A 26,614-nucleotide genomic window follows, 5' to 3' on the forward strand; every position below is an offset into this window, starting at 1 on the left:
CGCGCGGCTGGCCGACGGCGCCAGTGCTCCCAGGAGAAGCGGCCCCGCTCGACGGCCTCCCGCACCCGGGCCAGCTGGTCGAGGGCGGCGGCCACCCCCTCCGCCGTGGCCGGCAGCCCCAGGCTGATCCGCTGCACCGGCCGCGCCGCCGTGCCCTTCGGACAGGGCAGGGGGCCGCGCAGACCAAGCCGGTGCTGGCGGATCTCCAGCCGCAGGCAGGTGCCCGAGGCCGCCAGCTGGCGGTTCTGCCGCTGCACCAGTTCTGTCAGATCGGCGGCCGGGGGGATGGTGGGGCGATCGGGGAGCTGAGCCGGAAGCTACCCCTGCCGTCCCGGGGCCGCCAGGGCAGGGGGGGTGACCCGCCGGGCAGCCGCCGGTGGGGAGGCGGGGTTACGCTCTGCCTTTCTGATCGAAGGCATGGCCAGGGTCGGCGTGCTGCTGCTGAACCTCGGCGGTCCGGAGCGGATCGAGGACGTCGGGCCATTCCTCTACAACCTGTTCTCCGATCCGGAGATCATCCGCCTGCCCACGCCGGCGCTGCAGAAACCCCTGGCCTGGCTGATCAGCACCCTGCGCAGCGGCAAGTCGAAGGAGGCCTACCGCTCCATCGGCGGCGGCTCTCCCCTGCGCCGCATCACCGAGCAGCAGGCCCGGGAGCTGCAGAGCCGCCTGCGCCAGGAGGGTGTCGATGCCACCAGCTACGTGGCGATGCGCTACTGGCACCCCTTCACCGAATCGGCGGTGGGCGACATCAAGGCCGACGGCGTGGAGGAGGTGGTGGTGCTGCCGCTCTATCCCCACTTCTCGATCAGCACCAGCGGCTCCAGCTTCCGGGAGCTGCAGCGCCTCCGCCAGGCCGACCCGGCCTTCCGCCGCCTGCCGATCCGCTGCATCCGCAGCTGGTACGACCATCCCGGCTACATCAATGCCATGGCCGGGCTGATCGCCCGGGAGATCGGCAACTGCGAGACACCGGCGTCGGCCCACATCTTCTTCAGTGCCCACGGGGTGCCCAAGAGCTACGTGGAGGAGGCCGGCGACCCCTATCAGAAGGAGATCGAAGCCTGCGCCGCGCTGGTGATGGAGCGCCTCGAACAGCTGCTGGGCCATCCCAACCCCTCCACCCTCGCCTACCAGAGCCGGGTGGGGCCGGTGGAATGGCTCAAGCCCTACACCGAGGATGCCCTGCGGGAACTCGGGGAGCAGGGTGTCCAGGAGCTGGTGGTGGTGCCGATCAGCTTCGTCAGCGAACACATCGAGACCCTCGAGGAGATCGACATCGAGTATCGGGAGATCGCCACCGAGGCCGGCATCAGCCACTTCCGCCGGGTGCCGGCCCTCGACACAGACCCCACCTTCATCCAGGGCCTCGCCGACCTGGTGCACGAAGCCATGGCGGGCCCGGAGGTGAACCTCGACATGGCGGCCCAGCTGCCCAAGAAGGTGAAGCTCTACCCCCAGGACAAATGGGCCTGGGGCTGGAACAACAGCTCCGAGGTCTGGAATGGTCGCCTGGCGATGGTCGGATTCTCCGCTTTTCTGCTGGAATTGCTCACCGGTCACGGCCCGCTGCATGCCCTTGGACTGCTCTGACCGCCCAAGGCGCACCGGCCTGCGGAGCCGTTCGCTGGTGATCGCCGCCACCCTGGGGCTGAGCAGCCAGACCCTGCCCGCCGAGGCCCGCAACGCCAGCCTCTGGGTCAGGGGGGTGTTTCCGGTGGCGAGCTTCGCCGGCTACACGAGCGGTTTCGGCATGCGCTCCCATCCCCTCAGCGGCGACGTCCGTCCCCACTACGGCATCGACATCGCCGCGCCCCTGGGATCGCCGATCCGCAGCTGGTGGGCCGGAACGGTGAGCGAGGTGATCGTCGACGGTGGCTGCGGCAACGGACTGGTGATCCGCTCGGGCAGCTACGAACACATCTACTGCCACCTCGGAGGCCAGGCCGGCAACGGTGTCTACCGCAGCGGCGGCGTCCTGCTCCGGGAGGGGCAGCGGGTGGCCACCGGCCAGGTGATCGGCCATGTCGGCCTCACGGGCAGCACCACCGGCCCCCACCTCCACTGGGGCATGCGTTACCGGGGCGCCTGGATGGATCCGGCCCGAGTGTTGCGGGCCATGGCGGAGAGCCGCCGTCAGCGCAACCCAAACCCCCTCCAGCGACCTAACCTTGGTGTCTTCCGCTGATGGTTCCGAGACCCCTGCCCGGATGCCTGGCTCCCGGGCCGACCGCTCTCCCATCCTGACGATTTCCTCCCCTTCGCCCGACCCCAGCCGCCGCCGTGACGCTCACGCCCCTTCCCTCCGCCATCGCCGCCGCCGGGACCAGCAGCCCCAGTGCTCCCGCCCCTGAGGCGTCGCAGCCGTCGTCGGCGCCGATGCGGGTGAGCGGGGCCTACGCCCTGATGGATGCCCTGCACCGCCACGGCGTCCGCCACATCTTCGGCTATCCGGGCGGAGCGATCCTGCCCATCTACGACGAGCTCCACAAGGCGGAGGCCCGGGGCTGGCTGAAGCACATCCTGGTGCGCCACGAGCAGGGCGGCACCCACGCCGCCGATGCCTACGCCCGTGCCACCGGCCGGGTGGGCGTCTGCTTCGGCACCTCCGGCCCCGGTGCCACCAACCTGGTCACCGGCATCGCCACGGCCCAGATGGATTCGGTGCCGATGGTGGTCATCACCGGCCAGGTGCCCCGGGCCGCCATCGGCACCGACGCCTTCCAGGAAACCGACATCTTCGGCATCACCCTGCCGATCGTGAAGCACTCCTGGGTGGTGCGCGACCCGGCCGACATCGGCCGCATCGTGGCGGAGGCCTTCCTGATCGCCGCCAGCGGCCGCCCGGGCCCGGTGCTGATCGACGTGCCCAAGGATGTGGGTGCCGAGGAGTTCGACTACACCCCCGTGGCTCCGGGATCGGCGATCCCCTCGGGCTTCAAGCGTTCGCCGGCCCCCAGACCGGAGGCCATCGAGGACGCCCTGACCCTGATCCGCCAGGCCCGGCGCCCCCTGCTCTACGTCGGTGGCGGCGCCATCGCCTCCGACGCCCACGCCGAGGTGCACCAGCTGGCCGAACGCTTCCGGCTGCCGGTCACCACCACCCTTATGGGCAAGGGGGCCTTCGACGAGAACCATCCCCTGGCCGTCGGCATGCTCGGCATGCACGGCACCGCCTACGCCAACTTCGCCGTCACCGAGTGCGACCTGCTGATCGCCGTCGGGGCCCGCTTCGATGACCGGGTCACCGGCCGCCTCGACAGCTTCGCCCCCCGGGCCCAGGTGATCCACATCGACATCGATGCGGCCGAGGTGGGCAAGAACCGGGTTCCCGAGGTGCCGGTCGTCTCCGATGTCAAGCAGGCCCTGGAGGCCCTGCTGCAGGCCTCGGTCGGCGAGGGCTCCAACCGCCGCACCGACGCCTGGCTCGAGCGCATCGACACCTGGAAGCACCACTACCCCCTGGTGATCCCCCAGCCCACCGGCGAGATCGCGCCGCAGGAGGTGGTGATCGCCCTGCGGGAGCTGGCCTCCGAGGCCTTCTTCACCACCGATGTGGGCCAGCACCAGATGTGGGCGGCCCAGTTCCTGCGCAACGGACCCCGGCGCTGGATCAGCAGTGCCGGCCTGGGCACCATGGGCTTCGGCATGCCCGCCGCCATGGGCGTCCAGACCGCCTTCCCCGACGAGACGGTGATCTGTGTGGCCGGTGATGCCAGCATCCTGATGAACATCCAGGAACTGGGCACCCTCAGCCAGTACCAGCTGCCGGTGAAGGTGGTGGTGCTCAACAACGGCTGGCAGGGGATGGTGCGTCAGTGGCAGGAGAGCTTCTACGAAGAGCGCTACTCCAGTTCCGAGATGACCGGCGGCATGCCCGATTTCCCCGCTCTCGCCGAAGCCTTCGGCGTCAAGGGCATCGGCATCACCGACCGGGACCAGCTGCGGTCCGGTCTGGCCGAGGCGCTGGCCCATCCGGGTCCGGTGTTCGTCGATGTGCGCGTGCGCCGCAACGAGAACTGCTACCCGATGGTGCCCCCCGGCGCCAGCAACGCCCAGATGGTGGGCCTGCCCAGCCATCCCGAGCTGGCCATCGACACCATCCGCCAGTGCAATGCCTGCGGCAGCACCACCGCCAGTGCCCACCTGTTCTGTCCCAGTTGCGGCGCCAAACTCTGAACCTCCTCGCGCTCCTGCTGGCCCTGGTGATCGCCTTTCCGGGTGCTGCGGAGGCTGCGGAGGTGTTCCAGGTGCGCAGCGGCACCCTGCTCCAGGTGGGTGATGGCAACCGCAGCTACCCCGTGGAACTGGCCTGCATGGAACTGGCGCCAGGCCAGGAAACCGAGGCGATCAGCTGGCTGCGGCAGGCCCTGCCCCGCCGCACCAGGGTGAATCTGCGCCCCATGGGCCAGCGGGACGGCACCCTGCTGGCCAGGGTGAGCCTGCTGGCCGGCGGCGACGACATCGCCGACGGCCTGATCGCTGCCGGCCTGGCCCGTCCGGAGGCCTGTCCATGAGCCTCAACCGCACCGCCAAGGGCATCGTGCTGGTGCCCACCCTGCTGCTGGGCGGGGCCTTCCTGGCCGCCGGCACCTGGGTCGACGGTCCCGCCGCCGCCAACCGGAGCCTGGCCCTCACCCTCGGCGGCATCCTCATGGGAGCCGGCCTGCTGGCCCAGCTGCTGCCAGAATCCGACCCGACCCCCACCGACCCCAACCCGGACCCCAACCCGGACGCCAACCCCGAACCCTGAGGGACGACCAAAGATCACAGCCCGGCGCCGGCACGGGTGGGCGGGCCCAGAGTTGGCTCAGTCAGGGCGAAGGGGATGTGGGACTCCGATCGGCTCGTCGTACCCCTGGCCAGGGTCGGCCTCGACGCCATCGCTGAGGTGGGCGGCAAGAACGCCTCCCTGGGCGAGATGATCCAGCAGCTGGAACCCGCCGGCGTCCGGGTGCCCGGGGGCTTCGCCACCACGGCCGCCGCCTACCGGCTGTTCATCGCCGCCAACGGGCTCAGGCCGGTCCTGGCCGAGCTGCTCGACGGGGTGGATGCCGACGACCTGGCGGCCCTGCAGGCGGCCGGCCAGGGGGCCCGGGAGCGGCTGGGCCGGGCGGAACTGCCGCCGCCGCTGGCCCAGGCGATCCTGGCCGCCTACCGGGAGCTCAGCGGGGAGCTGGCCTCCGGCGGGGAGCTGGCCTCCGGCGGTGGCCCGGCCGTGGTGGCGGTGCGCTCCAGCGCCACGGCCGAGGATCTGCCGGAAGCCAGCTTCGCCGGGCAGCAGGAGACCTTTCTGCACGTCGAGGGGGAGGCGGCGCTGCTGGAGGCCTGCCGGCGCTGCTACGCGTCGCTGTTCACCGATCGGGCCATCGTCTACCGGCAGCAGCACGGCTTCGATCACCTGGAGGTGGCCCTCTCGATCGGGGTGCAGCGCATGGTGCGCTCCGATCTGGCCAGTTCCGGGGTGATGTTCAGCATCGACACCGAAACCGGCTTCCGCGACGCCGTGCTGCTGACCGCCGCCTGGGGGCTGGGGGAGAACGTCGTGCAGGGCGCCGTGAACCCTGATGAGTGGCTGATCTTCAAGCCCACGCTCGAGCAGGGGTTCGCCCCGATCCTGAGCCGGCGGCTGGGCAGCAAGGCCCTGCGGATGGTCTATGCCGACCCCACCGGCGGCGATGGCCGGGCCGTACGCAACGAGGCCGTCTCCCCGGAGGACAGCCGCCGCTTCGCCCTCAGTGACGCAGAGGCCCTGACCCTGGCGCGCTGGGCCTGCGTGATCGAACGCCACTACGGCGAGCGCCGCGGCGTGCCCACGCCGATGGACATCGAATGGGCCAAGGACGGCCTCAGCGGCGAGCTGTTCATCCTCCAGGCCCGACCGGAAACGGTGGAATCCCGCCGGGGCGCGGCGGTGCTGCGCAGCTGGCACCTGGAGCCGCACACGGCCGAAGAGATCACCAGCGGCCGGGCCATCGGCGCCTCGGTGAGCAGCGGCCGGGCCCGGGTGATCAGCGATCCCGGCGAGATCGCCCGGTTCATGGACGGCGACCTGCTGGTGACCCGCCGCACGGACCCCGACTGGGAGCCGATCCTGCGCAAGGCCAGCGGCGTGGTCACCGACCAGGGGGGCCGCACCTGCCACGCGGCGATCATCGCCCGGGAGATGGGCCTGACGGCGATCGTCGGCACGGGCGACGGCACCGCGCGGATCGCCGACGGTGACAGCATCACCCTGAGCTGCTGCGAAGGGGACGTGGGCCACGTCTACCGGGGGGCGGTGCCGTTCCGGGTGGAGGAGCAGGCCATCGGCGACCTGCCGGCCACCCGCACCCGGATCCTGATGAACGTGGGGAACCCCGAGGAGGCCTTCCACCTGGCCTCGATCCCCTGCGACGGCGTGGGCCTGGCCCGGCTGGAGTTCATCATCGCCAACCACATCCGGGTACACCCGATGGCCCTGCTCCAGCCCGGGCGGGTGACGGCGGCGGTCGACCGGGCGGCCATCGCTGAGCTGGTGGCGGGGTACGACGCGCCGGCCGACTACTACGTGGACCTGCTCAGCCAGGGCATGGCCCGGATCGCCGCCGCCTTCCATCCCCGGCCGGTGATCCTGCGCTTCTCCGACTTCAAGAGCAACGAGTACGCCCGCCTGCTGGGCGGAGCGGCGTTCGAGCCGGCGGAGGAGAACCCGATGATCGGCTGGCGCGGGGCGTCGCGCTACTACGCCCCCGCCTTCCGCCCCGCCTTCGCGCTGGAGTGCCGGGCCCTGCGCCGGGTGCGGGAGTCGATGGGGCTGGCCAACGTGATCCCGATGGTTCCCTTCTGCCGCACCCCCGAGGAGGGGGACCGGGTGCTGGAGGTCATGGCCGGCGAGGGGCTGGTGCGAGGGAAGGACGGCCTGGAGGTGTACGTGATGTGCGAACTGCCGAGCAACGTGATCGGCGCCGAGGCCTTCGCCGAGCGTTTCGACGGCTTCTCGATCGGCTCCAACGACCTCACCCAGCTCACCCTGGGGCTCGACCGGGACTCGGCCCTGGTGGCAGACCTGTTCGACGAGCGGCATCCCACCGTCAAGGACATGATCCGGCTGGCGATCCGCACGGCCCGGCGCTGCGGCCGCAAGATCGGCATCTGCGGCCAGGCCCCCAGCGACTACCCCGACTTCGCCCGTTTCCTGGTGGAGGAGGGGATCGACTCGATCAGCCTCAACCCCGATGCGGTGGTGCCCACCCGCATCGCCATCGCCGCCCTGGAGGCCGAGCTGGACGCCGCCGGCCCGGCGGGCAGGGCCTGACGGGGCCGGTCTCCGGTCCCCCTCAGCAAGCGGCCTGGCGGATCAGCAAGCGGCCTGGCGGAGCCGCACCGGCTCAGAGCTTGCCGGCGCACCGACCCCCTCGAACCAGAGACGCCAGAGCAGCAGGGCATGGGCACCGCAGCGCACCGCGCAGAGCGCCGCCAGACCCATGCAGAGGGGGCAATGAGCCAGACCCATCCGAAATCCGGCCCCAGGCGCGATCAGGTTCCACCTTCGCACCTTCTGCGGCGGATCGGCAGGGGACGCCACAAGCGTTGGCCCCCGTCCGGCGCGTTGGCGCCCGCCCCGCCGTGCCCTAGAACGCCAGCAGCCCTCCAACCGCCACGGCCGTGCTGCGCCTCAGCGAGCTGAAACTGCCGCTCGATCACAGCGCCGCCGACCTGGAGGCGGCCATCACCCAGCGGCTGCGGCTCGCCCCCGGTGAGCTGCGCGGCCATCACCTGGTGAAGCGCAGCGTCGATGCCCGGCGGCGCGGTGCCATCGCCCTGGTGTACTGCCTCGACCTGGAGCTGGAGGCCGGCGCCAGACGCCGCCTGCTGCGCCGCTTCGCCGGCGACCCCCACCTGCGTCCGACACCGGACAGCCGCTACCGCCCGGTGGCCCGGGCCGAGGGGGCCGGCGCGGAGCTGCGCCCGGTCGTGGTGGGCGCCGGACCCTGCGGCTACTTCGCCGCCCTGCTGCTGGCCCAGATGGGCTGGCGGCCGCTGCTGCTGGAACGCGGCAAGGCGGTGAAGGAGCGCACCGCAGACACCTTCGGCTTCTGGCAGGGCCGCCGCCGCTTCGATCCCGGCTCCAATGCCCAGTTCGGCGAAGGGGGAGCCGGCACCTTCTCCGACGGCAAGCTCTACAGCCAGGTGAGCGAGAACCCCGCCTACATCCGCAAGGTGCTGGAGGAGCTGGTGGCGGCCGGGGCCGATCCGGAGATCCTCACCCTGCACCACCCCCACATCGGCACCTTCAAGCTGGCCACGGTGGTGCGGGGGCTGCGGGCCCGGATCGAGGCCCTGGGGGGCGAGGTCCGTTTCGGTCAGCACGTGGTCGAGCTGCTGCTGGGGGAAGGACCCGAGCGGCGCCTGGCGGGCGTGCGGCTGGCCGACGGCACCGCCATCGCCACCCAGCATCTGGTGCTGGCTCCGGGCCACAGCGCCCGGGACACCTTCGCGATGCTGCACCGCCTCGGTGTGGCCATGGAGCCGAAGCCCTTTGCGATCGGGGTGCGGATCGAGCATCCCCAGGCCCTGGTCGACCGGGCCCGCTGGGGGGAGGCGGCCGGCCATCCGCGGCTGGGCCCCGCCGAGTACAAGCTGGTGCACCACTGCAACGGCGAAGCCAACACCGGCCGCAGCGTCTACAGCTTCTGCATGTGCCCCGGCGGCCTGGTGGTGGGGGCCACCTCGGAGGAGGGCTGCGTGGTCACCAACGGCATGAGCCAGCACTCCCGCCGGGAGCGCAATGCCAACAGCGGCCTGGTGGTGCCGATCACCCCGGAGGATCTGGCGCCCTACGCCCAGGACGGGGAGGAGGCCCTGGCCGGAATCGCCTTCCAGCGCCACTGGGAGCGGCAGGCCTTCGACGCCGGCGGCGGCGACTACCGGGCGCCGGCCCAGTGGCTGGAGGATTTCCTGGAGCACAGACCCAGCCGGGAGTCCCCCCAGGAGGCGGTGGTGGGGTCGTACCAGCCCGGCCTGCGCTTCGGCAGCCTGGACGGCTGCCTGCCGGCCTATGTGCTCGACGCGATCCGGGAGGCCCTGCCGGTCTTCGCCCGCCGCATCCCGGGCTACGCCATGGCAGGGGCCCTGCTGACCGGCGTCGAGACCCGCACCTCCTCGCCCCTGCGGCTGCAGCGCCACCCCACCGGGCTCGAGAGCCTCAACACCCCGGGACTCTTCCCGGCCGGGGAGGGGGCCGGCCATGCCGGCGGCATCCTGTCGGCGGCGATCGACGGCATCAAGGTGGCCGAAGCGGTGGCCCTCAGCCTTGCGACACCACACCGCTCCACTGCACCGCCCTGACCCCGTCGCGGCGCCAGGAATGGAACAGGGCCGCTTCGGCCATGGTGCAGAGCGGGCAGAGGCCGATCCGCTCCGGGTCGATCCCCTGCCGTTCCAGCTGCAGCGCCGTGGCCCGACGGATATCCAGCCGGTCCCGGCCGGGGGCAGGGTCCGGCAGCAGGGCGCCGCAGCGCTCCAGATCGGCCAGGGCCCGCTCCTCCGGCGGCGGCCCGCTGCCCTCGGCCGCCATGGCGGCGGCCACCTGCAGGGTCACGGAGCGTTCCACCTGGTAGCGGAAGCCGGCCACGGCCGGACCCAGCGCCACCACAAGCCGGTCCCGGCTGGCGCCGTCCGCCACCAGCCCTTCGATCGCCGCCGGCACGATCCTGGCCGCGACCCCGCGCCAGCCCGCGTGGCAGGCCGCCACCCGGCCGCTGGCGGGGTCGGCGATCAGCACGGGGGTGCAGTCGGCCCCGCACACCCAGAGGCTCTGGCCGCCCCGGTCACTGCGCAGTCCGTCGGCCTCCGGCCAGGGCTCCCGGTCGGCGTCGGAGGCGGCCAGCACCGCACCGCCATGCACCTGGCGGGTGCGGTGCACGCTGACGCCGGCACTGATCGCACCGGCCAGCTCCTCGGGCGGCCGGCCCTGCCACTGGCGGGTGAAGAAGCCGTGCTCGAACGCCGCCAGCAGGTCGCACTGGAGATAGTGGCCGCCATAGGTGCCCACCCAGGTCCAGCCGGGAAGGTCGTTGAAGCCGGCATCGGGCCGATCGAAGGGGGGCTCGAGCGCCTCAGCCATGCGCCTCAGCCTTCGGGCAGGTCGCGCAGCAGCCAGAAGCCCTCGAGGCTGGAGGCCTCCTCGCTGGCCTGGATGGCGATGAACTGAAGACCGCCGGCCCGCTCCCTGGCCTCCGCCAGGGCCTGCTGGGCCAGCCGTGCCTCCTCCTCGGGCAGTCGCGCCAGGATCCAGCGATCCTCGAGGCCGGCCTCCAGCACCAGCTGGCCGCCGCTGACCTCCAGCCGGGTCGGCTCCAGGCCGGACAGCCAGCCGGCGATGGCCAGGGCCCGCCGGCGGCTGAACAGCCGGATGCCGGGCACCGGAGTGGCGGGATCAATGTCGGAGGGAAGGGCCACCAGGCCGGGGAAGGCGATCTCCCAGCCGCCGGCCTCGGCCAGCGTGGCGGCCGGCAGGGTGGCCCAGCCCCAGCTGTCACCCCGGGCCGCCTCGGGCAGGGGCAGGGCCACGGGGGGAATCGGCTGCGGTGGCGGGGCGAGGGGGCCGGCCATGTAGCCGGGCTCCAGGGGGTAGACGCTGGCCTGCCGCTCCCGCAGCCACTCGACCAGGCCGTAGCAACGCCGGCTCGGCACCAGCTCCAGGCCGAGCCCTTCGGCCGCCCGCTGCACCATGGCCCGCATCGAGCCGCGCCAGCAGCGCAGCCGCCGCGGCGGGCCGTAGCCCTGCTCGGCGGCCGCCGCCAGGGCCGCCTCGATCGCCCCGCGCAGCCACTGGGAGTTGACGCTGGCGGCCGGACAGGCCATCGACCAGCGGAAGGGGTCCGGCGCCGGCTGCAGACCCTGCGTCGAGCAGATCAGCAGCTCCCAGCGCTTCTTGCCATCGGCCTCCAGGATCGGCCTGGAGTAGTAGTCGAGCTCCCAGTCAGGGCTGGGTGCCTGCACGGCTGGGCTCATCCTGCGTCCTGTTCCTGCTGGCGCAGCAGCGAGCGGGCCCGGTGGGCCCGGTCCTCGGCCTCGGCCATCACGGTGTCCTTGGCGATCAGCAGCTCGCCGGGGGGACCTTCGAGCAGGGCGGTGTTGAGGGCGATGCGGCCCCGGGCGGGGTCGACGGCGGTGATCAGGGCCTTGAGGTGCTCACCCTGCTGGAACGCCTCGCGCAGATCCCTCAGGGCACCGCCGGTGATCGAGGACTGGTGCAGCAGGCCGCTGACACCGCCCAGGTCGACGAAGAAGCCGTAGGGCTTGATCGACACCACCTGGCCTTCCACGAGCTGGCCCACCTCCAGGGTGGCGAAACGGGCGGCGGTGGCGGCCCGCTTCTCCGAGAGCACCAGCTTGCGGGTCTCGGCGTTGACCTCCAGGAAGGCGACGCCCAGGGTCTGGCCGACGAGGGCCTCATGGTTCTCGCCCTCGTTGAGCTGGGAGCGGGGGATGAAGCCCCGCAGACCCTCCAGGTCGCAGGTGACACCGCCGCGGTTGAAGCCGTTCACCTTGACCTGCACCACCTTGCCCTCCTTCTCCAGCTGGCGGACCTTCTCCCAGCTCTGGCGCAGGGCCAGGGCGCGGGCGCTGATCGTCACCATGCCGTCGGCGTTCTGCTCGCGGGTGACGAGCACCTCGATCGGCAGCCCCTTCGGGAAGCGCTCCTTGAGGTTGGTGATCACCCCCAGGCCGCACTCGCTCTTGGGCATGAAACCGGGGGCCTTGCCGCCGATGTCCACATAGACGCCGTCGCTCTCCATGCCGATCACCACCCCCTGGACCACCTCGCCGGTGGTGCCCACCGGGGCGTTCTCATCGAGGGCGGCGAGGAAGGCCTCCTCGTCGAAGTCGAAATCGTCGACGGTGCGGGCCTGGCGGGAGGACTCCCCAGGGGCGGCCTCGGTGGCGGCGGGGGCCCGGCCGGCCGAGCGCGCCGAACCGCCGCGCCGGTCGGGGGCCGGACCGAGCAGATCGGCCATCGTCAGGCCCTCGATGCCCGCCAGATCAAAGCGGTCGTCATCGTCCGCGGCGGGCGAGGGGGGGCGCACCGGTGCGGCGACCGGAGCGGGGGCCACAGGGCCGGAGGCCGCAGCTGGGGCGCTGGCCGGGCCGGAGGCGGTGGGGGCGAGGGGGGGGTCGGGCGCCGCCTCGTCCTCCTTCTTGATCATCAACACCTGGGGGGGCTTGCGCAGCGGCGCCGGGGCCGAACCGGCAGGCCTCGCCGGCGGCGTGGGGCGCTGGGCGGGGTTCCGGGGCTGACGCGGCGCGGGGTTGCCGGTTCCTGCCATGGAGGTCCTCAGCGAAGCACGGGGCTCCACACTGTACGAATCACCCTTCTGAGGCCGCTCCTCCCCCCGCCGATGCCCCCCAGCACCGAGCGACGCCTCGCCAGCCTCAGCTGGACCACCGTGCGTGAGCAGGCGGCCCGTCCGGGCAGCACGGTGCTCTGGCCCCTGGGCGCCGTCGAGCAGCACGGTCCGCTGCTGCCCCTCGGCACCGATGCCCTGTTCGCCGAACGGGTGGCCGCCGCAGTGCTGGACCGGCTCGATCCCGACCTGCCGATCTGGCGTCTGCCGCTGCAGAGCCTCGGCTTCTCCCCGGAGCACCTGGGCTTCCCGGGAACCCTGAGCCTGCCGGCCGAGCTGCTGATCGACCTGGTGCGCGCCGTCGGCAAAGGGGTCGCGGCGGCGGGCTTCCAGCGGCTGGTGCTCTTCAACGCCCATGGCGGCCAGATCGGCCTGCTGGAGGCGGCGGCCCGGGAGCTGCGGGTGCTGGAACCCGCCCTGGCGGTGCTGCCCTGCTTCCTGTGGCGCGGCGTCGATGGACTGGGGGCGCTGATTCCCGAACCGGAACGCAGCAACGGCCTCCACGCCGGTCTGGCCGAGACCAGCCTGATGCTGTTTCTCGAACCGGGCACCGCCGGGCCCCTCCCCGCCGCCGACGGCCCCGGCGAAGGCCAGGCCCCACCGGCCGGCTGGAGCCTGGAAGGGGCCTGCCCCAGCGCCTGGCGCACGCAGGAGATCAGTGCCAGCGGCGTGATCGGGGATCCGTCCGGCGCCAGCGAAGCACTGGGCCGCGAGCTGTTCGGCCGGCTGGTGGAGAGCTGGGAGCGACGGCTGGAGGCCCTGCTGCACAGCAACTGGCCGCCGACATCCGGCGGAGCGTGACTAAAGTCGTGGGATTGCTTATCCCCGTGGTTCCCATGCCCACCGTCGCAACCACCACGTCCGTCGATTCCTCCCTGGATCCGGTGGGCCCGATCGAGGGGAGCGACCTGCCCGACTTCACCACCGACGCCTACAAGGACGCCTACAGCCGCATCAACGCGATCGTCATCGAAGGTGAGCAGGAAGCTCACGACAACTACATGTCCCTCGGCACCCTGCTGCCCGACCAGGCCGAGGAACTGGCCCGCCTGGCCCGCATGGAGCTGAAGCACATGAAGGGCTTCACCGCCTGCGGCAACAACCTCGGCGTCACCGCCGACATGCCCTTCGCCCAGGAGTTCTTCTCCCCCCTGCGCAACAACTTCCAGGCGGCCCTCCAGGAGGGCAAGGTGGTCACCTGCCTGCTGATCCAGGCCCTGCTGATCGAAGCCTTCGCCATCTCGGCCTACCACATCTATATCCCTGTGGCCGATCCGTTCGCCCGCAAGATCACCGAAGGGGTCGTCAAGGACGAGTACACCCACCTCAACTACGGCCAGGAGTGGCTCAAGGCCCATCTCGAGGAGTCCCGGGCCGAGCTGGAGCAGGCCAACCGCGACAACCTCCCCCACGTGCGCCGCATGCTCGAGCGGGTGGCCGCCGACGCCGCCGTGCTCCACATGGAGAAGGAAGACCTGATCGAGGATTTCCTGATCGCCTACCAGGACGCCCTCACCGACATCGGCTTCACCCCCAGGGAGATCGCCCGGATGGCCGCCGCGGCCCTGGTGGGCTGAGCCGCCCCCCTTCCCCACCCCTGGGGAGGATGTAGCGTCGGCGACATCCGGCCCCGCCCCTGCCGCCGCTTTCTCCTTCCTGCATGTTCGGCCTGATCGGTCATTCCACCAGCTTTGAGTCGGCCCGGAACCTGGCGCGAAGCCTCGGTTTCGAGGAGTACGCGGAGGGGGATCTGGACATGTGGTGCAGCGCTCCGCCCCAGCTGGTGGAGCGGATCAGTGTCACCAGCCCCACGGGCAAGCGCATCGAAGGCGCCTACATCGACTCGGTGTTCGTACCCGAGATGCTGAGCCGCTTCAAGACGGCCAAGCGCAAGGTGCTCAACGCCATGGAGCTGGCCCAGAAGACCGGCATCGACATCACCGCCCTGGGGGGCTTCACCTCAATCATCTTCGAGGACTTCAAGCTGCTGCGGGAGCAGCAGGTGCGGGCCACCACCCTCGACTGGACGCGCTTCACCACGGGCAACACCCACACCGCATGGGTTCTCTGCCGTCAGGTGGAGGACAATGCCCCGAAGCTGGGCATCGACCTGCGCCGGGCGAAGGTGGCAGTGGTGGGCGCCACCGGTGACATCGGCAGCGCCGTCTGCCGCTGGCTCGCCCAGCGCAGCGGCGTGCAGGAGCTGCTGCTGGTGGCCCGCCGGCCCCAGCCTCTCGCTGATCTCCAGCAGGAGCTCGGTGGTGGTCGCATCCTGCCCCTGGAAAACGCCCTGGCCGAAGCCGACGTGGTGGTCTGGGTCGCCAGCCTGGCCCAGGCCAGCAACATCGACCCCAGCCAGCTGCCCCGTCCCTGCCTGATGGTCGACGGCGGCTACCCCAAGAACCTGGACACCAGGGCCGCCGGCGACGGCATCCACGTGCTCAAGGGCGGCATCGTCGAATTCGGCTCCGACATCGGCTGGCAGATGATGGAAGCCGCTGAGATGGCCAAACCGCAGCGCCAGATGTTCGCCTGCTTCGCCGAAGCGATGCTGCTGGAGTTCGAAGGGCTGCACACCAACTTCAGCTGGGGCCGCAACAACATCACCCTCGAGAAGATGGACCTGATCGGCGCCGCCTCCCTTCGCCACGGTTTCCAGGCCCTCGGCCTGGAAGTCCCGGCACCGATCCCCAGTCTCTCCATCACCTGATCCCCCCGCCTGAGAGCCCATGGCCCGCCGCGTTCTGCTGGACTTCGAGAAACCGCTGGTGGAGCTCGAGGAGCAGATCGAGCAGATCCGCCAGCTGGCCCGTGATTCCGAGGTGGACGTGAGCCAGCAGCTGCTGCAGCTGGAAACCCTCGCCACCCGGCGGCGGGAGGAGATCTTCAGCTCCCTCTCCCCGGCCCAGAAGATCCAGGTGGCCCGCCACCCCCAGCGGCCCAGCACCCTCGATTACATCCAGGTCATCACCGACGAGTGGATCGAACTGCACGGCGACCGCCGCGGCAACGACGATCGCGCCCTGGTGGGCGGTGTGGGTCGCATCGGCGACCAGCCCGTGGTGCTGCTCGGCCACCAGAAGGGCCGCGACATGAAGGAGAACGTGGCGCGCAACTTCGGCATGGCCTCCCCGGGCGGCTACCGCAAGGCGCTGCGGCTGATGGAGCACGCCGATCGCTTCCGCCTGCCGATCCTCAGCTTCATCGACACCCCCGGGGCCTATGCCGGCGTCAAGGCCGAGGAGGAGGGCCAGGGGGAGGCGATCGCCGTGAACCTGCGCGAGATGTTCCGGCTGCGGGTGCCGATCATCGCCGTGGTGATCGGGGAAGGAGGCTCCGGCGGCGCCCTGGGTATCGGCGTGGCCGACCGCCTGCTGATGTTCGAGCACAGCGTCTACACGGTGGCCAGCCCCGAGGCCTGCGCCTCGATCCTCTGGCGCGATGCGGGCAAGGCCCCCGCCGCCGCCGAGGCCCTGCGCATCACCGGCGCCGATCTTCTGCAGCTCGGGCTGGTGGATGCCCTGCTCAAGGAACCCTCCGGGGGCAACCACTGGGCGCCGATGCAGGCCGCCGAAACGCTGCGCCAGGCCCTGCTCAGCCACCTCGCGGAGCTGCAGAGCTGCAGTGAATCCGCCCTGCTGGAGGCCCGCTACGCCAAGTTCCGGCGCATGGGCCAGGTCCTCGAGGGGGCGACGCCGGATCCCGCCCACGCACCGTAGGGTTTGGCTCCCTGCCGCACCGCCCTTTGCCCGTCGCCCTGATCACCGGTGCCTCCCGCGGCATCGGCGCTGCCACCGCGCGGCGCTTCGCCGCCGAGGGCTACGACCTGCTGCTGGTGGCCCGCACGCTGGCCGACCTTGACGGGCTCGCCTCCGAGCTTCGCGGCCTGGGCCGCCGCGTCGAGACCCTGGCCCTTGACCTGAGCCACCCGGAGGCGATTGCCCCTGCCCTGGCCGAACTGCTCGGGCGCGGTCTGGTGCCTTCGGTGGTGATCAACAACGCCGGTGCCGCCTGGACCGGCCCCCTGGCGGCGATGCCGGTCGAGCGCTGGCAATGGCTGCTGCAGCTCAACCTCACCAGCGTCTTCCAGGTCTGCCAGGCGGTGCTGCCGGCCCTGAGCCAGGCGGGTGGCGGGCGGATCATCAACGTCAGCAGCCATGCCGCCCGCAACGCCTTTCCCGAGTGGGGGGCCTACTGCGTCAGCAAAGCCGCCCTGGCCTCCTTCAGCCGCTGCCTCGAGGCGGAGGAGCGTTCCGCCGGCATCGCCGTGAGCACCCTCACCCTGGGGGCGGTGAATACACCCCTCTGGGACAGTGAAACCGTCCACAGTTCCTTCGACCGACGTGCCATGCTTTCAGCCGAGCAGGTCGCCGAATCCCTGCTCTACCTTGCGCGGCAACCCCACAGCCAGACGGTTGAGGACCTCACCCTGATGCCGGCCGCCGGAGCCTTCTAACCCCCCTTATGACATCCACCCTCCCCACTGGCCTAAGCGCCCGTCAGGCCGCTCCCGTCACGACCCCCATCCCCGTCAGCCTGCGGATCCGCGAACGGCTGCAGAAGGAAGGGGTCCCGTTTCTGGCCAACGACAACATCTCCGAACACCTGCGCGAGGGTGAGCTCGACCAGCTGGAGATCGAGGTGGCCGGCAAGGTGCGCGACCTGCTGCGCAGCCTGGTGATCGATATCGAGAACGACCACAACACCGAGGAGACGGCCGAGCGGGTCGCCAAGATGTACCTCCACGAGGTGTTCAAGGGCCGCTACCACGAGCAGCCGAAGATCGCCAGCTTCCCCAACGTGAAGCAGCTCGATGAGATCTACACCGTCGGGCCCATCTCCATCCGTTCCGCCTGTTCCCACCACCTGGTGCCGATCCTCGGCAACTGCTGGATCGGCATCAAACCCGGTGAGCGGGTGATCGGCCTGTCGAAGTTCTCCCGCGTCGCCGACTGGGTCTTCTCCCGGCCCCACATCCAGGAGGAGGCGGTGATCATCCTCGCCAACGAGATCGAGCGACTCTGCGAGCCCCTCGGACTGGCGATCCTGGTCAAGGCCCAGCACTACTGCATGAAATGGCGCGGGGTGAAGGAGCCCCAGACCAGCATGGTCAACTCGGTCGTGCGCGGTGATTTCCGCCACGACCCGAGCCTCAAGCAGGAGTTCTTCGAGCTCGTACGTCAGCAGGAGGCCCTGCTCAGTACCTGAGCCGGCTCAGTTCCCTGGACGGGGCGCCACCGGGCCCACCACCTGGGAGACGCTGCGCTGGCTACCCCCAGGGGTCGGCACCGCCACCACCACCATCACCTGGGAGGCCACATCGGCAGGGGTGAGGGCGTAGGTGGGGCCGCTGGCCCCCTGGATCAGCTGCCACTGAACCTGTCCGGGGGACAGCCGGTACCAGTGGAAGGCGCTCGGGGGCAGGGAGGCCAGCCCTTCGGCGGCCGCCGTGGCCTGCAGAAGGGCCCCCTGCATGGCTTGGCCCTGGAGCAGGAGCTGGTCGAGTCCGGTGATCCGCTGCTCCACCGCCCCCTCGAGCCGCTGATCGCCGGCGATCTGCTGGCGCAGCAGCTGGATCTGCTGCTGGGGGTCGGCCGTCACCCCGGGGACGCACTGGAGTGTGCCGTCCACCAGCTGGCAGCCCACCAGGTCCTGGGCCCGGAGCCCGGGAGCCCCCGGCAGTGCGGCCAGCAGCAGGGCCAGGGGCAGGGCGGCGCGGGCTCGCGAAGGGCGGCGGAGGAAGGCCAAGTGGTGATCAGGCATCGGGCTGCACCGATCCTGCACCCGGCGGGGCCAATCGCCAATCAACCGCTGCCGGATCCACGCACCGCCGCCACCAGGGCCGCGACCCGCCCCAGGTCCTTGAGGCCGGGGCGCTCCTCCAGGGCACTGGAGGCATCGAGGCCATCGGGCTGCAGCCGGGCCAGCAGCTCGGCCACCGTCCCGGGGCCCACACCACCGGCCAGCCACCAGGGCATGGGCGGGCGGAACGCCTCCAGCCATTCGATCGGGATCCGGTGCCCGGTCCCCCCCAGCTGGCCGGGGCACCAGGCGTCGAGCAGCAGGGCCTCCACCACGCCCGCATAGGCAGCCGCCCGCTCCAGATCCTCGGGCGTCCGCACCCGCAGGGCCTTCCAGAGGCGCACCCCCAGCCTCCCGCCCAGCTCACGGCAGCGTTCGACGCTCTCCTCACCATGCAGCTGCAGCACCGCATGGCCCCGTCCCGCCGCCAGCTCCTCCAGCTGGTCGTCAGCGGGATCGGCCACCACCAGCACGCCGAAGCAGTCTGGGTGTCCGGCCGCCATGGCGGCGAACAATCCGGGCCGCTGCTCCGGCGGCACGTAGCGGGGCGAGCCGGGAACGGCGATGACGCCGATGGCATCGGCTCCCAGGGCCGCGATGGCGGTGGCCTGGGCCGGCTCCCGGAGCCCGCAGATCTTGAGCAGCGGAGTGGTGACCGGAATCGGGGCGGCTGGCCTGTCTTTCTAGGATGGGACGAACAACTCCGGCCGCGGCCGGATCTCCGAGCGGACGGTGCCCGTGGGTGAAGGCTGGCAACTGCTGACGATCCGCGGCATTCCCCTGCGCATCCACCCGAGCTGGTTCGTCATCCTGCTGCTCGCCACCCTGGCCTTCCAGCAGCAGTACGCCCTCAGCCTGGGCAGCCAGCTCGCCCCGGCGGCGCTCTGGGCCGTGGCCCTGGTCACGGCCCTGGCCCTGTTCGTCTCCGTGCTGCTGCATGAGCTGGGCCATTCCCTGGTGGCCCTGGGCCAGGGGGTCAAGGTGAAGAGCATCACCCTGTTCCTGCTGGGCGGCGTGGCCAGCGTGGAGCGGGAATGCTCCACCGCCCGCGGCGCCCTGATGGTGGCGGCGGCCGGACCGGCGGTGAGCCTGGTGCTCGGGTTCGGCCTGCTGGCCTCCACCCATGCCGCCAGCCATGTCGCGCCGGTGCTGGGCCAGATGGTGGAACGGCTCGGTGCCCTCAACCTGATCCTGGGCCTGTTCAACCTGCTGCCCGGCCTGCCCCTGGATGGGGGACTGATCGTCAAAGCCCTGGTCTGGCAGTTCTCCGGCAGCCAGCGGCGCGGCGTGGAGGTGGCCAATGCCTGTGGCCGCTTCCTGTCCCTGTTCGCTGTCGGCATGGGGACGGTGCTGCTGCTGCGCGGCGGCGGCATCGCCGGCGCCTGGCTGATCCTGCTCGGCTGGTTCGGCCTCGGGGCGGCCCGCAACCAGAAGCAGATGCTGGTCGTCCAGCAGGCCCTCAAGGATCTCAAGGTCCGCGATGTGGCCCAGCGCCGCTTCCGGGTGCTGGAGGCCGACACCACCCTGCGGGAGCTGAGCCGGCTGCGCCTCGGCACGGCGCCGCCGATCGCCGAAGCCGGCGAAGGCGCTGCCCCCCCCGCCGACCAGGCGGCCAACGGCCCGGCGGAGTGGCTGCTGGTCTGCGACCGGGGTCGCTGGCAGGGGGTCATCGATGATGCGCCCCTCCAGTCCCTGCCGGTCCAGTGCTGGGACCGGGAGCGGGTGGGCGACCACCTCCAACCCCTCTCCAGCCTGCCCGCGATCCCCGAATCCGCCCCGCTCTGGCAGGCCGCCCTCCAGCTGGACGACGGCAACCACCAGAGGCTGCTGGTGCTCAGTCCGGCGGGACTGCCCTGCGGCACCGTGGAGCGCCCCGAACTGGGGGACGCGGTGCTCAAGAAACTCGGACTGCGGCTCCCCGCCAATCTGCTCACCGTCGCCCGCCGGGAGAACGGCTACCCCCTCGGCATGGCCCTCGGTCAGGTGGCCCGCGGCATGGTCAGCTCCGGGGACGTCTCGCCGCTGACGGACTCGGTGAGCCGATAGCGGGCTCGCTCAGCCGATAACGGGCGAGCAGCGACGCGATCGAGCCCAGCTCCTCCCCACCCAGGGGGGCCAGGGGCGGCAGGGGAGACGGCCGCTGCTCGATGCCGGGATCGGGGCCGGCAGGCCACGGCAGCCAGCGCGCCGCCGAACGGAGCAGGTGCTCCTCCAGGGCGATCCCGGCGAGCGGCAGGGGATCGAGGTCCGGCGGATCGACGCCGAAGACCTCCCGCCAGAGGGCCGGGCAGGGGTCCAGCTGGATCGAACCGTGCTGCAGCAGGTGGCCGCCGCGCCAGAGCTGGGCGCTGCCCACACGCTTGGCTCCGCTGGCGTGGACCAGGTCGGCGACGGTGCTGGTGGCGAAGCAGCTGCTGCGCTGCAGGCTGGCCGCCTGGCGGCCGCCGTGCAGGGGCAGGTCCATGGCGGCGAAGGCCTCCACCAGCCAGGTGAGGGCCCGGCCATAGACCTCGGATCGGGGTCCCTGCGGCCGGGGCCACACCAGGGCGTAGGTGAGGTCGGCGCCATGGAGCACGGCCCGGCCGCCGCTGGGGCGGCGCACCAGGTCGATGCGCCCCTGGCGCCGCAGGTCCCACCAGTGGGGCTCCAGCCGTTGCTGGTGCCAGCCCAGCGAAAGCGTGGGCCGCGACCAGCGGTAAAGCCGGAAGGCCGGCGCAGGGCCGTCCAGCAGCCAGGCGTCGATGGCCATCTGCCAGTCCCCTTCCAGGCACGTGGACCCGATCCAGCGCATCGGCGCCTCCGGCGGCAGGGGTGGGGCAGGCGGCGCTGTCATGCTGGATTCCCGGCGGAGGGCTGGTGCTGGCGGTGGACAGCGGCCGCCGCGCCCTGGGTCTCTGGTTCGAGGCTCAGGGGATCACGCTCCAGAAGCCGGGATCGAGCTCATAGCCGAGCACGGCGGCCATCTGGCCGAGGTTGGCGCGGCACTCGATCCCCCCGGTGGCGGCCCAGTGGTCGAGCAGGAACAGGCGCTGGGTGATCCAGAGCTCCAGGCTCTCGGGCGCGAAGCGGATCCCCTCGGTGGGGCTGAAGCCATGGGGAAGCAGCATGGCCACATGGCGGGTGAGCTGGCCGCCGCTGCGCTCGAGCACCAGGGGCAGCCAGGGATGGAGCGCATCGGCCCGCAGGCTCCACAGCCGCAGTTCCGGGATCTCCGAAAGCTCGCGAGGGTCCTCCGCCTCCCGGGGCCAGTCGAAGTCGAGGGCCAGCCCGCTGGCTTCGGTCAGCAGCGCGGCCGGCGCCAGCGACGCCAGGCCCGCCAGGGGGGAGAGGTCGAGGCCGCGCACCTGGGCGGCGGACACCTTCAGGGGCTCGGGGCAGGGTTGGGACGCCATCAAGAGCTGTGACAGGGCAGGGCCGGAGGCTGGACCGTAGCCCGCGATGGCCGAAGAATGGGTCGGTCAAACTCCATTCACCGTCAAGGATATGGTCACTCCGATCAATCAGGCCGAAGTGCTGATCGCCCTCATCGTGGCGGCCCATGCCGGGGTGCTGGCTGTCCGTCTCTGCTTCAGCCTCTACAAAGCCTGAAGCTGCAGCGCCGCTCCCTTGGCAAGGCCCCGGCAGGCTGCTACAAGCGGAGGGCTCGCAGCCTTCCCTCAGGTGCGCCAGACCCAGCCCCAGCCTTCCCGGCGCCAGCCCACCGCTGCACGAAGCTCCGCGGGCCGTCCACGGCGTTCCCGGTCCCTGCAGGTGGCCGGGGATGGCGCGGTCGGCCCGTTTTCGCTGCACCCGATTCCCAGCCCCCAGGGCCCGCCGGCGGCGGCCGCCTCCGGCGTCGAGCCGATCCGTGCCGGCGGCGAAGCCGGTGGCTACAGCCGTGAAAGCCAGCTGCTGTCCCTGTCTGCCGAGCGGCAGGAGCTGGTCTGCAGCCTGATCGGCCTGGCCGTCAAGCTGGGGCTGGTCGCCCTCACCGGCGTCAGCCTGTTCCGCCTCGCCGGCGCCTACCAGCAGCGCATGGAGAGCCAGGGCGAGATCGCCGCCGTGCTGGAGCTGGAGAACGCCAAGCTGGTCAAGGCCAGGGAACGCTTCGACGCCCTGTTCATGGTGGAGGGGGAGCAGCGTCTGATCCGGGAGCAGAGCCAGTGGATCGCCCCGAATCGCCTGCGGGTGATCTGGCAGTCGAACCGTCCGTTTCCAACTGTTGAATCCGCCGCGTCCGGATCCGGAAACCAGGGCGCCCGTCCGTAGGTTGGGGCCCCCTACGCCCCCGGACCATCCCCGCCATGGTGACCTCCTCCGGTGACACCGCCCTCACCCCCGCCCGCAGCGGCGTTCCCGGAACGGCCCTGATCACCGGCGCCTCCTCCGGTGTCGGTCTGTTCGCCGCCAAGGCCCTGGTGGATCGGGGCTGGCATGTGGTGATGGCCTGCCGGGACACCGACAAGGCCCGGCGGGCCCAGGCGGCCCTGGGCATCCCCGATGCCGCGGTGACCCACCTGAAGGTGGATCTGGCGGATCTGGACAGCGTGCGCGCCCTGGTCGACGCCTTCCATGCCACCGGCCGCCCCCTCGATGCCCTCGTCTGCAACGCGGCGGTCTACCTGCCGCGGCTGAAGCACCCGGAGCGCTCGCCCCAGGGCTACGAGATCTCGATGGCCACCAACCACTTCGGCCATTTCCTGCTGATCCACCTACTGCTCGACGACCTCAAGCGCTCCAGCCACCCCTCGCGGCGCCTTGTGATCCTGGGCACCGTCACCGCCAACTCCAAGGAGCTGGGGGGCAAGATCCCCATCCCGGCGCCCGCCGATCTCGGCGACCTGTCGGGCTTCGCCGCCGGCTTCAAGGCCCCGATCGCCATGGCCAGCGGCAAGAGCTTCAAGCCGGGCAAGGCCTACAAGGACAGCAAGCTCTGCAACATGATCACCACCCAGGAGCTGCACCGCCGGCTGCACGGCAGCACCGGCATCGTGTTCACCTCCCTCTATCCGGGCTGCGTGGCCGACACCCCCCTGTTCCGCCACACCCCGCGGGCCTTCCAGACGATCTTCCCCTGGTTCCAGAAGAACATCACCGGCGGCTATGTGAGCCAGGCCCTGGCGGGCGAACGGGTGGCCCAGGTGGTGGCCGACCCGGACTTCGCCACCTCCGGTGTTCATTGGAGCTGGGGAAACCGGCAGACGAAGGGGGGCAAGCAGTTCAGCCAGGAGCTGTCGGAGAAGGCGAGCAACCCCGTCACCGCCCAGCGGATGTGGGACCTCTCCATGCAGATCCTGGGCCTCGCCTGAGGCGATCCCCGGGCCGGCGCCATTGCATCGGAATCTGCCGATTCGGGCACGGGGCCGCAAGAAGCCGCTAGGAGTCATCCAGTACCACCCTCTGGAGTCCATGGCCCGCACGCTGCGCTGGGGAGTGGGACTGCTGCTGGTCGTCAGCCTGTCCATCGGTGCCTTCGTGCTCCTGCCCTTCCGCTCCTGGCTGCCGGGCGGAACGGTGGCCGATGTGCCGCTGAGTCAGGTGGTGAACGGTGCGGCCTTCAACCGGCTGTTTCCCGAGCCCCAGGACGGGGACCAGCTGGTGTTCACCCAGGAGAAGCGGGGCTTCAGCGAGGCCCGACTCAAGCATGGCAGCGAGGTGAAGGCCCTGCTGGCCATCTCCGATGTCACCACCGCTCCGGAGGCCCGCAGCAAGTTTGAAGCCAGCGAGAGCCGTCTCCAGGGCTGGCCGCTGGTGGAGCAGGGTGCCCAGGCCAGCGCCCTGCTGGTGGCCGACCGCTTCCAGGTCAAGGTGATCGGCCAGGGGGATGGACTGGATCCGGAGCAGCGTCAGGACCTGCTCGGGCGGTTCAACCTCAAGGGTCTGGCGGCTCTGCAGGGGGCCGCATGAACTCCGTTCTCGAGCGGCTCGAGCGTCTGCCCCGCCGCAACCTCACGGTGCTGGCCATCAAGGGCCTCAGCACCCTGGTGCCCGGCGGCTGGCAGAACACCACCCGGGCTGACGCGCTGATCGCCGACGTGCTGGGCAGCAGCGATCCGGAGCTGATCCGCCAGGTGCGGGCCCGGGCCGACGTGCTGAGCCAGGCGCGCCACGAAGGCTATGGCCGTGCCCTGAGCCTGTATGACGCCGTCAACCGCTCCCAGAAGGCCGCCGGTGGCCTCAGGCTGCTGGCCAACATCGGCGGCGCCCTGCCGCTGGTGAAACGGGTCGCCGATCTCACCCCCACCAGCGACTCCCTTCAGGCGGCGGATCTGAGCCTGAAGGTGGCCGCCGAGATGCTGGCCTTCACCCAGGTGAATGGCCTGCCCGGTGACAGCTTCGGCGACTTCGCCGCCGCGCTGGGCGACTACGCCGGCGAGGCCCGGGTGAGGATGGCCGCCCTGATCTGCTTCGATGCCCTGCTGCCCCTGGGCGACCAGGCCCTGCAGCGGCTGGATGGCCTGCTGGGAGGCCTCGACAAGCGGGATCTGCACCAGCTGCCCGCCTACACCGGCATGGCCCGACTGCTGCCGGGTCGTGGTGATGGGGCCCATCTGACCTTCCTGCGCCGGGGCATCGCGCCGTGGCTGGGCTGGGCCGAAGGCTTCAGCAGCCAACTGGGTCTCACCGGCCAGAAGGCGGTTCAGGCCCTGGAGGGAACCCTGGGCCCCTGGCAGGGGAGCTTCAAGCAGATGGCCACCTTCCTCGACGCCTTCACGGACACCTACCAGCACACGGGCGTTCAGGCCGTGGCGCGCCGGCTCGTGGAGCGGGCCGCCGCGGAGATCTGAGGGTGGCTGATGTCGGGCAGTGCCTGACTCCCACACCCCCTAGATCGACAGCATCTTGATGCCCAGCGCGATCAGCACCGCTCCGGCGAGCATCTCCACCTTGCTGCCCAGCGCCCCGGAGAGCCGGCGGGCCAGAAACAGGCCGAGGTAGGTGGAAACGAAGGCACCCGCACCGATGGCGGTGGAGTAGATCCCGATCGGCTTGTTCAGGATGCCGAGGGAGACGCCGACCCCCAGGGAATCGATGCTGGTGATGGCCGAAACGAACAGGATGCGGAGGGGCCCATGCACCCTCAGCTCCTCCTCCGGCCCCTTGCCATCACGGTGCTCCAGGTAGGCCGACCAGCACATGTGGCCGCCCACCGCCACCAGCAGCGCAAAGGCCACCCAGTGGTCGTAGTCCATGATCAGCTTGCGGGCGATGCGGCCCAGCAGAAAGCCGATGGCCGTGGCCAGGCCTTCCGAGAGGCCCGAGCTGAGGGCGAAGAACAGGGCCCTTCGCCAGGAGAAATGGCGGAATCCCAGGGCGATCGCCGCCGAGAAGGAGTCCACACTCAGCACCGCCGTGAACAGCAGCAGCTCCAGGATCATGCCGACGGCCCGTCAGTCCTGACCCCAGGCCCCGGTCCGAAAGGGGCCCCAGGCGCCGTAGCGCCGACCTCAATCAAAGCCGAGCAGGTCGAAGATCTCCCGATCCTTGAGGGATTCGGCCTCCAGGGGTTCGACGTCGGTGAGCATCTTGCGGGCCAGGCTGAGGTACTCCTCCTGCACGGCCTCCACTTCAGGCGTGCTCTCCATCTCGAAGATGGTGCACTTCTTGAGCCGTGACTTGCGGATCGCATCGACGGTCTTGAAGTGGGCCATGGTGCGCAGGCCGGTGCGCTCGTTGAACTTGTCGATCTCGTCGGTCTGCTCGGAGCGGTTGGCGATAACCCCACCCAGGCGCACCTTGTAGTTCTTGGCCTTGGCATTGATCGCCTGCATGATCCGATTCATGGCGAAGATCGAATCGAAATCGTTGGCGGTGACGATCAGGCAGTAGTGGGCGTGCTGGAGAGGGGCCGCGAAGCCGCCGCAGACCACGTCACCGAGCACATCGAAGATCACCACGTCGGTGTCCTCGAGCAGGTGGTGCTCCTTGAGCAGCTTGACCGTCTGGCCGGTCACGTAGCCGCCGCAGCCGGTGCCGGCCGGGGGGCCGCCCGATTCCACGCACATCACGCCGTTGTAGCCCTCGAAGACGAAGTCCTCGGGCCGCAGCTCCTCGGTGTGGAAATCGACGGTCTCGAGGATATCGATCACCGTCGGCACCATCTTCTTGGTGAGGGTGAACGTGGAGTCGTGCTTCGGATCACAACCGATCTGCAGCACCCGCTTGCCCAGCTTGGAGAAGGCGGCCGAGAGATTGGACGAGGTGGTGGATTTACCGATGCCGCCCTTGCCGTAGACGGCGATCACCAGGGCCCCCTCCTCGATGTTCATCGACGCATCCTGATGCACCTGCAGGCTGCCCTCGCCATCTTCACGGGGGTTGGTGCTCGGGGGAGACGTGAGTGTGGTGGTCATAGGAAAAACAAGGGAAAGCCGGAGAACCGGCGGATCACACGTAAGGAAACAGCCTGCTCAGAACAGATCCCGGCTGTCAGGGGATCA

Annotated in this window: 29 protein-coding genes and 1 pseudogene; 19 read left to right on the forward strand and 11 right to left on the reverse strand. The window is 70.8% G+C overall.

Annotation, left to right across the window (positions count from 1 at the left end):
* Nucleotides 1-257: pseudogene (locus tag CJZ86_RS17035) on the reverse strand (site-specific integrase); the annotation flags it as partial.
* A 160-nt stretch (nt 258-417) separates the two neighbouring features.
* On the opposite strand from CJZ86_RS17035, the gene hemH reads away from it, so the two are divergent.
* The 6 genes from hemH (at nt 418) to ppsA (ending at nt 7,297) form a co-directional block, all read left to right on the forward strand.
* On the forward strand, nt 418-1,593 hold the full coding sequence (gene hemH, locus CJZ86_RS14050; protein WP_094586840.1) for a ferrochelatase: 1,176 nt from the start codon (nt 418-420) through the stop codon (nt 1,591-1,593).
* Nucleotides 1,574-2,188, forward strand: a complete 615-nt coding sequence (locus CJZ86_RS14055) for a M23 family metallopeptidase (RefSeq protein WP_094586842.1) — start codon at nt 1,574-1,576, stop codon at nt 2,186-2,188. The genes hemH and CJZ86_RS14055 overlap by 20 nt, the downstream gene beginning before the upstream one ends.
* Nucleotides 2,189-2,379: 191 nt before the next feature.
* Nucleotides 2,380-4,179: a biosynthetic-type acetolactate synthase large subunit gene (ilvB, locus tag CJZ86_RS14060; RefSeq protein ID WP_094586844.1), complete on the forward strand. Its 1,800-nt coding sequence runs from the start codon at nt 2,380-2,382 to the stop codon at nt 4,177-4,179.
* Nucleotides 4,161-4,517, forward strand: coding sequence for a hypothetical protein (locus CJZ86_RS14065; RefSeq protein WP_094586846.1), 357 nt, complete (start codon nt 4,161-4,163; stop codon nt 4,515-4,517). Before ilvB ends, CJZ86_RS14065 begins: the two co-directional genes overlap by 19 nt.
* The gene (locus CJZ86_RS14070) at nt 4,514-4,753 is read left to right on the forward strand and encodes a GIVxVP protein (protein ID WP_094586848.1); all 240 of its coding nucleotides are present in this window, start codon (nt 4,514-4,516) and stop codon (nt 4,751-4,753) included. Before CJZ86_RS14065 ends, CJZ86_RS14070 begins: the two co-directional genes overlap by 4 nt.
* 75 nt (nt 4,754-4,828) lie before the next feature.
* Complete coding sequence (gene ppsA / locus CJZ86_RS14075) at nt 4,829-7,297, forward strand: phosphoenolpyruvate synthase (protein WP_094586850.1); 2,469 nt, start codon at nt 4,829-4,831, stop codon at nt 7,295-7,297.
* Nucleotides 7,298-7,339: 42 nt separating this feature from the next.
* Here the strand turns inward: ppsA and CJZ86_RS17040 are convergent, their stop codons facing one another.
* The gene (locus CJZ86_RS17040) at nt 7,340-7,495 is read right to left on the reverse strand and encodes a hypothetical protein (RefSeq protein ID WP_158219578.1); all 156 of its coding nucleotides are present in this window, start codon (nt 7,493-7,495) and stop codon (nt 7,340-7,342) included.
* Between the two features lie 152 nt (nt 7,496-7,647).
* Here CJZ86_RS17040 and CJZ86_RS14080 point away from each other — a divergent pair, with 152 nt between their 5' ends.
* The gene (locus CJZ86_RS14080; RefSeq protein ID WP_094586852.1) at nt 7,648-9,330 is read left to right on the forward strand and encodes an NAD(P)/FAD-dependent oxidoreductase; all 1,683 of its coding nucleotides are present in this window, start codon (nt 7,648-7,650) and stop codon (nt 9,328-9,330) included.
* Here CJZ86_RS14080 and CJZ86_RS14085 read toward each other — a convergent pair.
* The 3 genes from CJZ86_RS14085 to CJZ86_RS14095 are packed head-to-tail and all read right to left on the reverse strand — an operon-like array spanning nt 9,290 to nt 12,314.
* Nucleotides 9,290-10,108, reverse strand: a complete 819-nt coding sequence (locus tag CJZ86_RS14085) for a purine nucleoside phosphorylase YfiH/LACC1 family protein (RefSeq protein WP_094586854.1) — start codon at nt 10,106-10,108, stop codon at nt 9,290-9,292. The two genes, CJZ86_RS14080 and CJZ86_RS14085, sit on opposite strands and share 41 nt — an antisense overlap.
* A gap of 5 nt (nt 10,109-10,113) precedes the next feature.
* Nucleotides 10,114-10,998: a Tab2/Atab2 family RNA-binding protein gene (locus CJZ86_RS14090; protein ID WP_094586856.1), complete on the reverse strand. Its 885-nt coding sequence runs from the start codon at nt 10,996-10,998 to the stop codon at nt 10,114-10,116.
* Nucleotides 10,995-12,314 carry a S1 RNA-binding domain-containing protein gene (locus CJZ86_RS14095; RefSeq protein ID WP_094586858.1) on the reverse strand — a complete coding sequence of 440 codons (1,320 nt, stop codon included), beginning with the start codon at nt 12,312-12,314 and terminating at the stop codon, nt 10,995-10,997. Before CJZ86_RS14095 ends, CJZ86_RS14090 begins: the two co-directional genes overlap by 4 nt.
* Before the next feature lie 72 nt (nt 12,315-12,386).
* Between CJZ86_RS14095 and CJZ86_RS14100 the strand changes: the two genes are divergently transcribed.
* The 6 genes from CJZ86_RS14100 (at nt 12,387) to folE (ending at nt 17,600) form a co-directional block, all read left to right on the forward strand.
* On the forward strand, nt 12,387-13,193 hold the full coding sequence (locus CJZ86_RS14100) for a creatininase family protein (protein ID WP_094586860.1): 807 nt from the start codon (nt 12,387-12,389) through the stop codon (nt 13,191-13,193).
* Between the two features lie 35 nt (nt 13,194-13,228).
* Nucleotides 13,229-13,969, forward strand: coding sequence for an aldehyde oxygenase (deformylating) (locus CJZ86_RS14105; RefSeq protein WP_094586862.1), 741 nt, complete (start codon nt 13,229-13,231; stop codon nt 13,967-13,969).
* Nucleotides 13,970-14,052: 83 nt separating this feature from the next.
* On the forward strand, nt 14,053-15,102 hold the full coding sequence (locus CJZ86_RS14110) for a long-chain acyl-[acyl-carrier-protein] reductase (protein ID WP_094586864.1): 1,050 nt from the start codon (nt 14,053-14,055) through the stop codon (nt 15,100-15,102).
* 19 nt (nt 15,103-15,121) lie between these two features.
* On the forward strand, nt 15,122-16,111 hold the full coding sequence (locus CJZ86_RS14115) for an acetyl-CoA carboxylase carboxyltransferase subunit alpha (protein WP_094586866.1): 990 nt from the start codon (nt 15,122-15,124) through the stop codon (nt 16,109-16,111).
* Nucleotides 16,112-16,137: 26 nt separating this feature from the next.
* Nucleotides 16,138-16,848: an SDR family oxidoreductase gene (locus tag CJZ86_RS14120; protein ID WP_094586868.1), complete on the forward strand. Its 711-nt coding sequence runs from the start codon at nt 16,138-16,140 to the stop codon at nt 16,846-16,848.
* Nucleotides 16,849-16,856: 8 nt separating this feature from the next.
* A complete protein-coding gene (gene folE / locus CJZ86_RS14125; RefSeq protein ID WP_094586870.1) occupies nt 16,857-17,600 on the forward strand; it encodes a GTP cyclohydrolase I in 744 nt (247 codons plus the stop codon).
* 6 nt (nt 17,601-17,606) lie between these two features.
* Here folE and CJZ86_RS14130 read toward each other — a convergent pair whose 3' ends face one another.
* Complete coding sequence (locus tag CJZ86_RS14130; RefSeq protein ID WP_233134033.1) at nt 17,607-18,155, reverse strand: hypothetical protein; 549 nt, start codon at nt 18,153-18,155, stop codon at nt 17,607-17,609.
* A 41-nt stretch (nt 18,156-18,196) separates the two neighbouring features.
* A complete protein-coding gene (locus tag CJZ86_RS14135; protein WP_094586874.1) occupies nt 18,197-18,856 on the reverse strand; it encodes a phosphoribosylanthranilate isomerase in 660 nt (219 codons plus the stop codon).
* 76 nt (nt 18,857-18,932) lie between these two features.
* Here CJZ86_RS14135 and CJZ86_RS14140 point away from each other — a divergent pair, with 76 nt between their 5' ends.
* Nucleotides 18,933-20,240 carry a site-2 protease family protein gene (locus tag CJZ86_RS14140; RefSeq protein WP_094586876.1) on the forward strand — a complete coding sequence of 436 codons (1,308 nt, stop codon included), beginning with the start codon at nt 18,933-18,935 and terminating at the stop codon, nt 20,238-20,240.
* Here the strand turns inward: CJZ86_RS14140 and CJZ86_RS14145 are convergent.
* Nucleotides 20,194-21,027 carry a lipoyl protein ligase domain-containing protein gene (locus CJZ86_RS14145; protein WP_094586878.1) on the reverse strand — a complete coding sequence of 278 codons (834 nt, stop codon included), beginning with the start codon at nt 21,025-21,027 and terminating at the stop codon, nt 20,194-20,196. The genes CJZ86_RS14140 and CJZ86_RS14145 overlap by 47 nt on opposite strands.
* Nucleotides 21,028-21,100: 73 nt before the next feature.
* Entirely contained in the window at nt 21,101-21,586 is a 486-nt protein-coding gene (locus CJZ86_RS14150) for a CRR6 family NdhI maturation factor (protein ID WP_094586880.1), read from the reverse strand.
* Nucleotides 21,587-21,677: 91 nt separating this feature from the next.
* On the opposite strand from CJZ86_RS14150, the gene psaM reads away from it, so the two are divergent.
* The 5 genes from psaM to CJZ86_RS14175 all read left to right on the forward strand — a co-directional run bounded on the left by psaM (nt 21,678) and on the right by CJZ86_RS14175 (nt 24,961).
* Entirely contained in the window at nt 21,678-21,782 is a 105-nt protein-coding gene (psaM, locus tag CJZ86_RS14155) for a photosystem I reaction center subunit XII (RefSeq protein ID WP_043325215.1), read from the forward strand.
* 162 nt (nt 21,783-21,944) lie between these two features.
* Complete coding sequence (locus tag CJZ86_RS17155) at nt 21,945-22,442, forward strand: hypothetical protein (protein ID WP_198960157.1); 498 nt, start codon at nt 21,945-21,947, stop codon at nt 22,440-22,442.
* 35 nt (nt 22,443-22,477) lie between these two features.
* On the forward strand, nt 22,478-23,482 hold the full coding sequence (locus CJZ86_RS14165; RefSeq protein WP_094586882.1) for a protochlorophyllide reductase: 1,005 nt from the start codon (nt 22,478-22,480) through the stop codon (nt 23,480-23,482).
* A gap of 100 nt (nt 23,483-23,582) precedes the next feature.
* Nucleotides 23,583-24,080 (forward strand): hypothetical protein, encoded by a 498-nt coding sequence (locus tag CJZ86_RS14170; RefSeq protein ID WP_094586884.1) that lies wholly within the window; start codon nt 23,583-23,585, stop codon nt 24,078-24,080.
* Complete coding sequence (locus CJZ86_RS14175; protein WP_094586886.1) at nt 24,077-24,961, forward strand: hypothetical protein; 885 nt, start codon at nt 24,077-24,079, stop codon at nt 24,959-24,961. The genes CJZ86_RS14170 and CJZ86_RS14175 overlap by 4 nt, the downstream gene beginning before the upstream one ends.
* A gap of 39 nt (nt 24,962-25,000) precedes the next feature.
* On the opposite strand, the gene CJZ86_RS14180 is transcribed toward CJZ86_RS14175, so the two are convergent.
* Entirely contained in the window at nt 25,001-25,552 is a 552-nt protein-coding gene (locus CJZ86_RS14180; protein ID WP_094586888.1) for a manganese efflux pump MntP, read from the reverse strand.
* Nucleotides 25,553-25,621: 69 nt separating this feature from the next.
* On the reverse strand, nt 25,622-26,527 hold the full coding sequence (gene bchL, locus CJZ86_RS14185) for a ferredoxin:protochlorophyllide reductase (ATP-dependent) iron-sulfur ATP-binding protein (RefSeq protein WP_094586890.1): 906 nt from the start codon (nt 26,525-26,527) through the stop codon (nt 25,622-25,624).
* Between the last annotated feature and the right edge of the window lie 87 nt (nt 26,528-26,614).

This window comes from Synechococcus sp. BO 8801, from assembly GCF_002252675.1.
Taxonomy (GTDB): domain Bacteria; phylum Cyanobacteriota; class Cyanobacteriia; order PCC-6307; family Cyanobiaceae; genus Cyanobium.

Excerpts from the sequence above, each read along its gene's own strand:
- CJZ86_RS17040 (WP_158219578.1), bottom strand. The coding sequence starts at position 7,495 with ATGGGTCTGGCTCATTGCCCCCTCTGCATGGGTCTGGCGGCGCTCTGC.
- CJZ86_RS14090 (WP_094586856.1), bottom strand. The coding sequence starts at position 10,998 with ATGAGCCCAGCCGTGCAGGCACCCAGCCCTGACTGGGAGCTCGACTAC.
- ppsA (WP_094586850.1), top strand. The coding sequence starts at position 4,829 with ATGTGGGACTCCGATCGGCTCGTCGTACCCCTGGCCAGGGTCGGCCTC.
- CJZ86_RS14150 (WP_094586880.1), bottom strand. The coding sequence starts at position 21,586 with ATGGCGTCCCAACCCTGCCCCGAGCCCCTGAAGGTGTCCGCCGCCCAG.
- folE (WP_094586870.1), top strand. The coding sequence starts at position 16,857 with ATGACATCCACCCTCCCCACTGGCCTAAGCGCCCGTCAGGCCGCTCCC.
- CJZ86_RS14055 (WP_094586842.1), top strand. The coding sequence starts at position 1,574 with ATGCCCTTGGACTGCTCTGACCGCCCAAGGCGCACCGGCCTGCGGAGC.
- ilvB (WP_094586844.1), top strand. The coding sequence starts at position 2,380 with ATGCGGGTGAGCGGGGCCTACGCCCTGATGGATGCCCTGCACCGCCAC.
- CJZ86_RS14130 (WP_233134033.1), bottom strand. The coding sequence starts at position 18,155 with ATGCCTGATCACCACTTGGCCTTCCTCCGCCGCCCTTCGCGAGCCCGC.
- hemH (WP_094586840.1), top strand. The coding sequence starts at position 418 with ATGGCCAGGGTCGGCGTGCTGCTGCTGAACCTCGGCGGTCCGGAGCGG.
- CJZ86_RS14115 (WP_094586866.1), top strand. The coding sequence starts at position 15,122 with ATGGCCCGCCGCGTTCTGCTGGACTTCGAGAAACCGCTGGTGGAGCTC.
- CJZ86_RS14085 (WP_094586854.1), bottom strand. The coding sequence starts at position 10,108 with ATGGCTGAGGCGCTCGAGCCCCCCTTCGATCGGCCCGATGCCGGCTTC.
- psaM (WP_043325215.1), top strand. The coding sequence starts at position 21,678 with ATGGTCACTCCGATCAATCAGGCCGAAGTGCTGATCGCCCTCATCGTG.
- CJZ86_RS14110 (WP_094586864.1), top strand. The coding sequence starts at position 14,053 with ATGTTCGGCCTGATCGGTCATTCCACCAGCTTTGAGTCGGCCCGGAAC.
- CJZ86_RS14180 (WP_094586888.1), bottom strand. The coding sequence starts at position 25,552 with ATGATCCTGGAGCTGCTGCTGTTCACGGCGGTGCTGAGTGTGGACTCC.
- CJZ86_RS14170 (WP_094586884.1), top strand. The coding sequence starts at position 23,583 with ATGGCCCGCACGCTGCGCTGGGGAGTGGGACTGCTGCTGGTCGTCAGC.
- CJZ86_RS14175 (WP_094586886.1), top strand. The coding sequence starts at position 24,077 with ATGAACTCCGTTCTCGAGCGGCTCGAGCGTCTGCCCCGCCGCAACCTC.
- CJZ86_RS14095 (WP_094586858.1), bottom strand. The coding sequence starts at position 12,314 with ATGGCAGGAACCGGCAACCCCGCGCCGCGTCAGCCCCGGAACCCCGCC.
- CJZ86_RS14145 (WP_094586878.1), bottom strand. The coding sequence starts at position 21,027 with ATGACAGCGCCGCCTGCCCCACCCCTGCCGCCGGAGGCGCCGATGCGC.
- CJZ86_RS14100 (WP_094586860.1), top strand. The coding sequence starts at position 12,387 with ATGCCCCCCAGCACCGAGCGACGCCTCGCCAGCCTCAGCTGGACCACC.
- CJZ86_RS14070 (WP_094586848.1), top strand. The coding sequence starts at position 4,514 with ATGAGCCTCAACCGCACCGCCAAGGGCATCGTGCTGGTGCCCACCCTG.
- CJZ86_RS14105 (WP_094586862.1), top strand. The coding sequence starts at position 13,229 with ATGCCCACCGTCGCAACCACCACGTCCGTCGATTCCTCCCTGGATCCG.
- CJZ86_RS14165 (WP_094586882.1), top strand. The coding sequence starts at position 22,478 with ATGGTGACCTCCTCCGGTGACACCGCCCTCACCCCCGCCCGCAGCGGC.
- bchL (WP_094586890.1), bottom strand. The coding sequence starts at position 26,527 with ATGACCACCACACTCACGTCTCCCCCGAGCACCAACCCCCGTGAAGAT.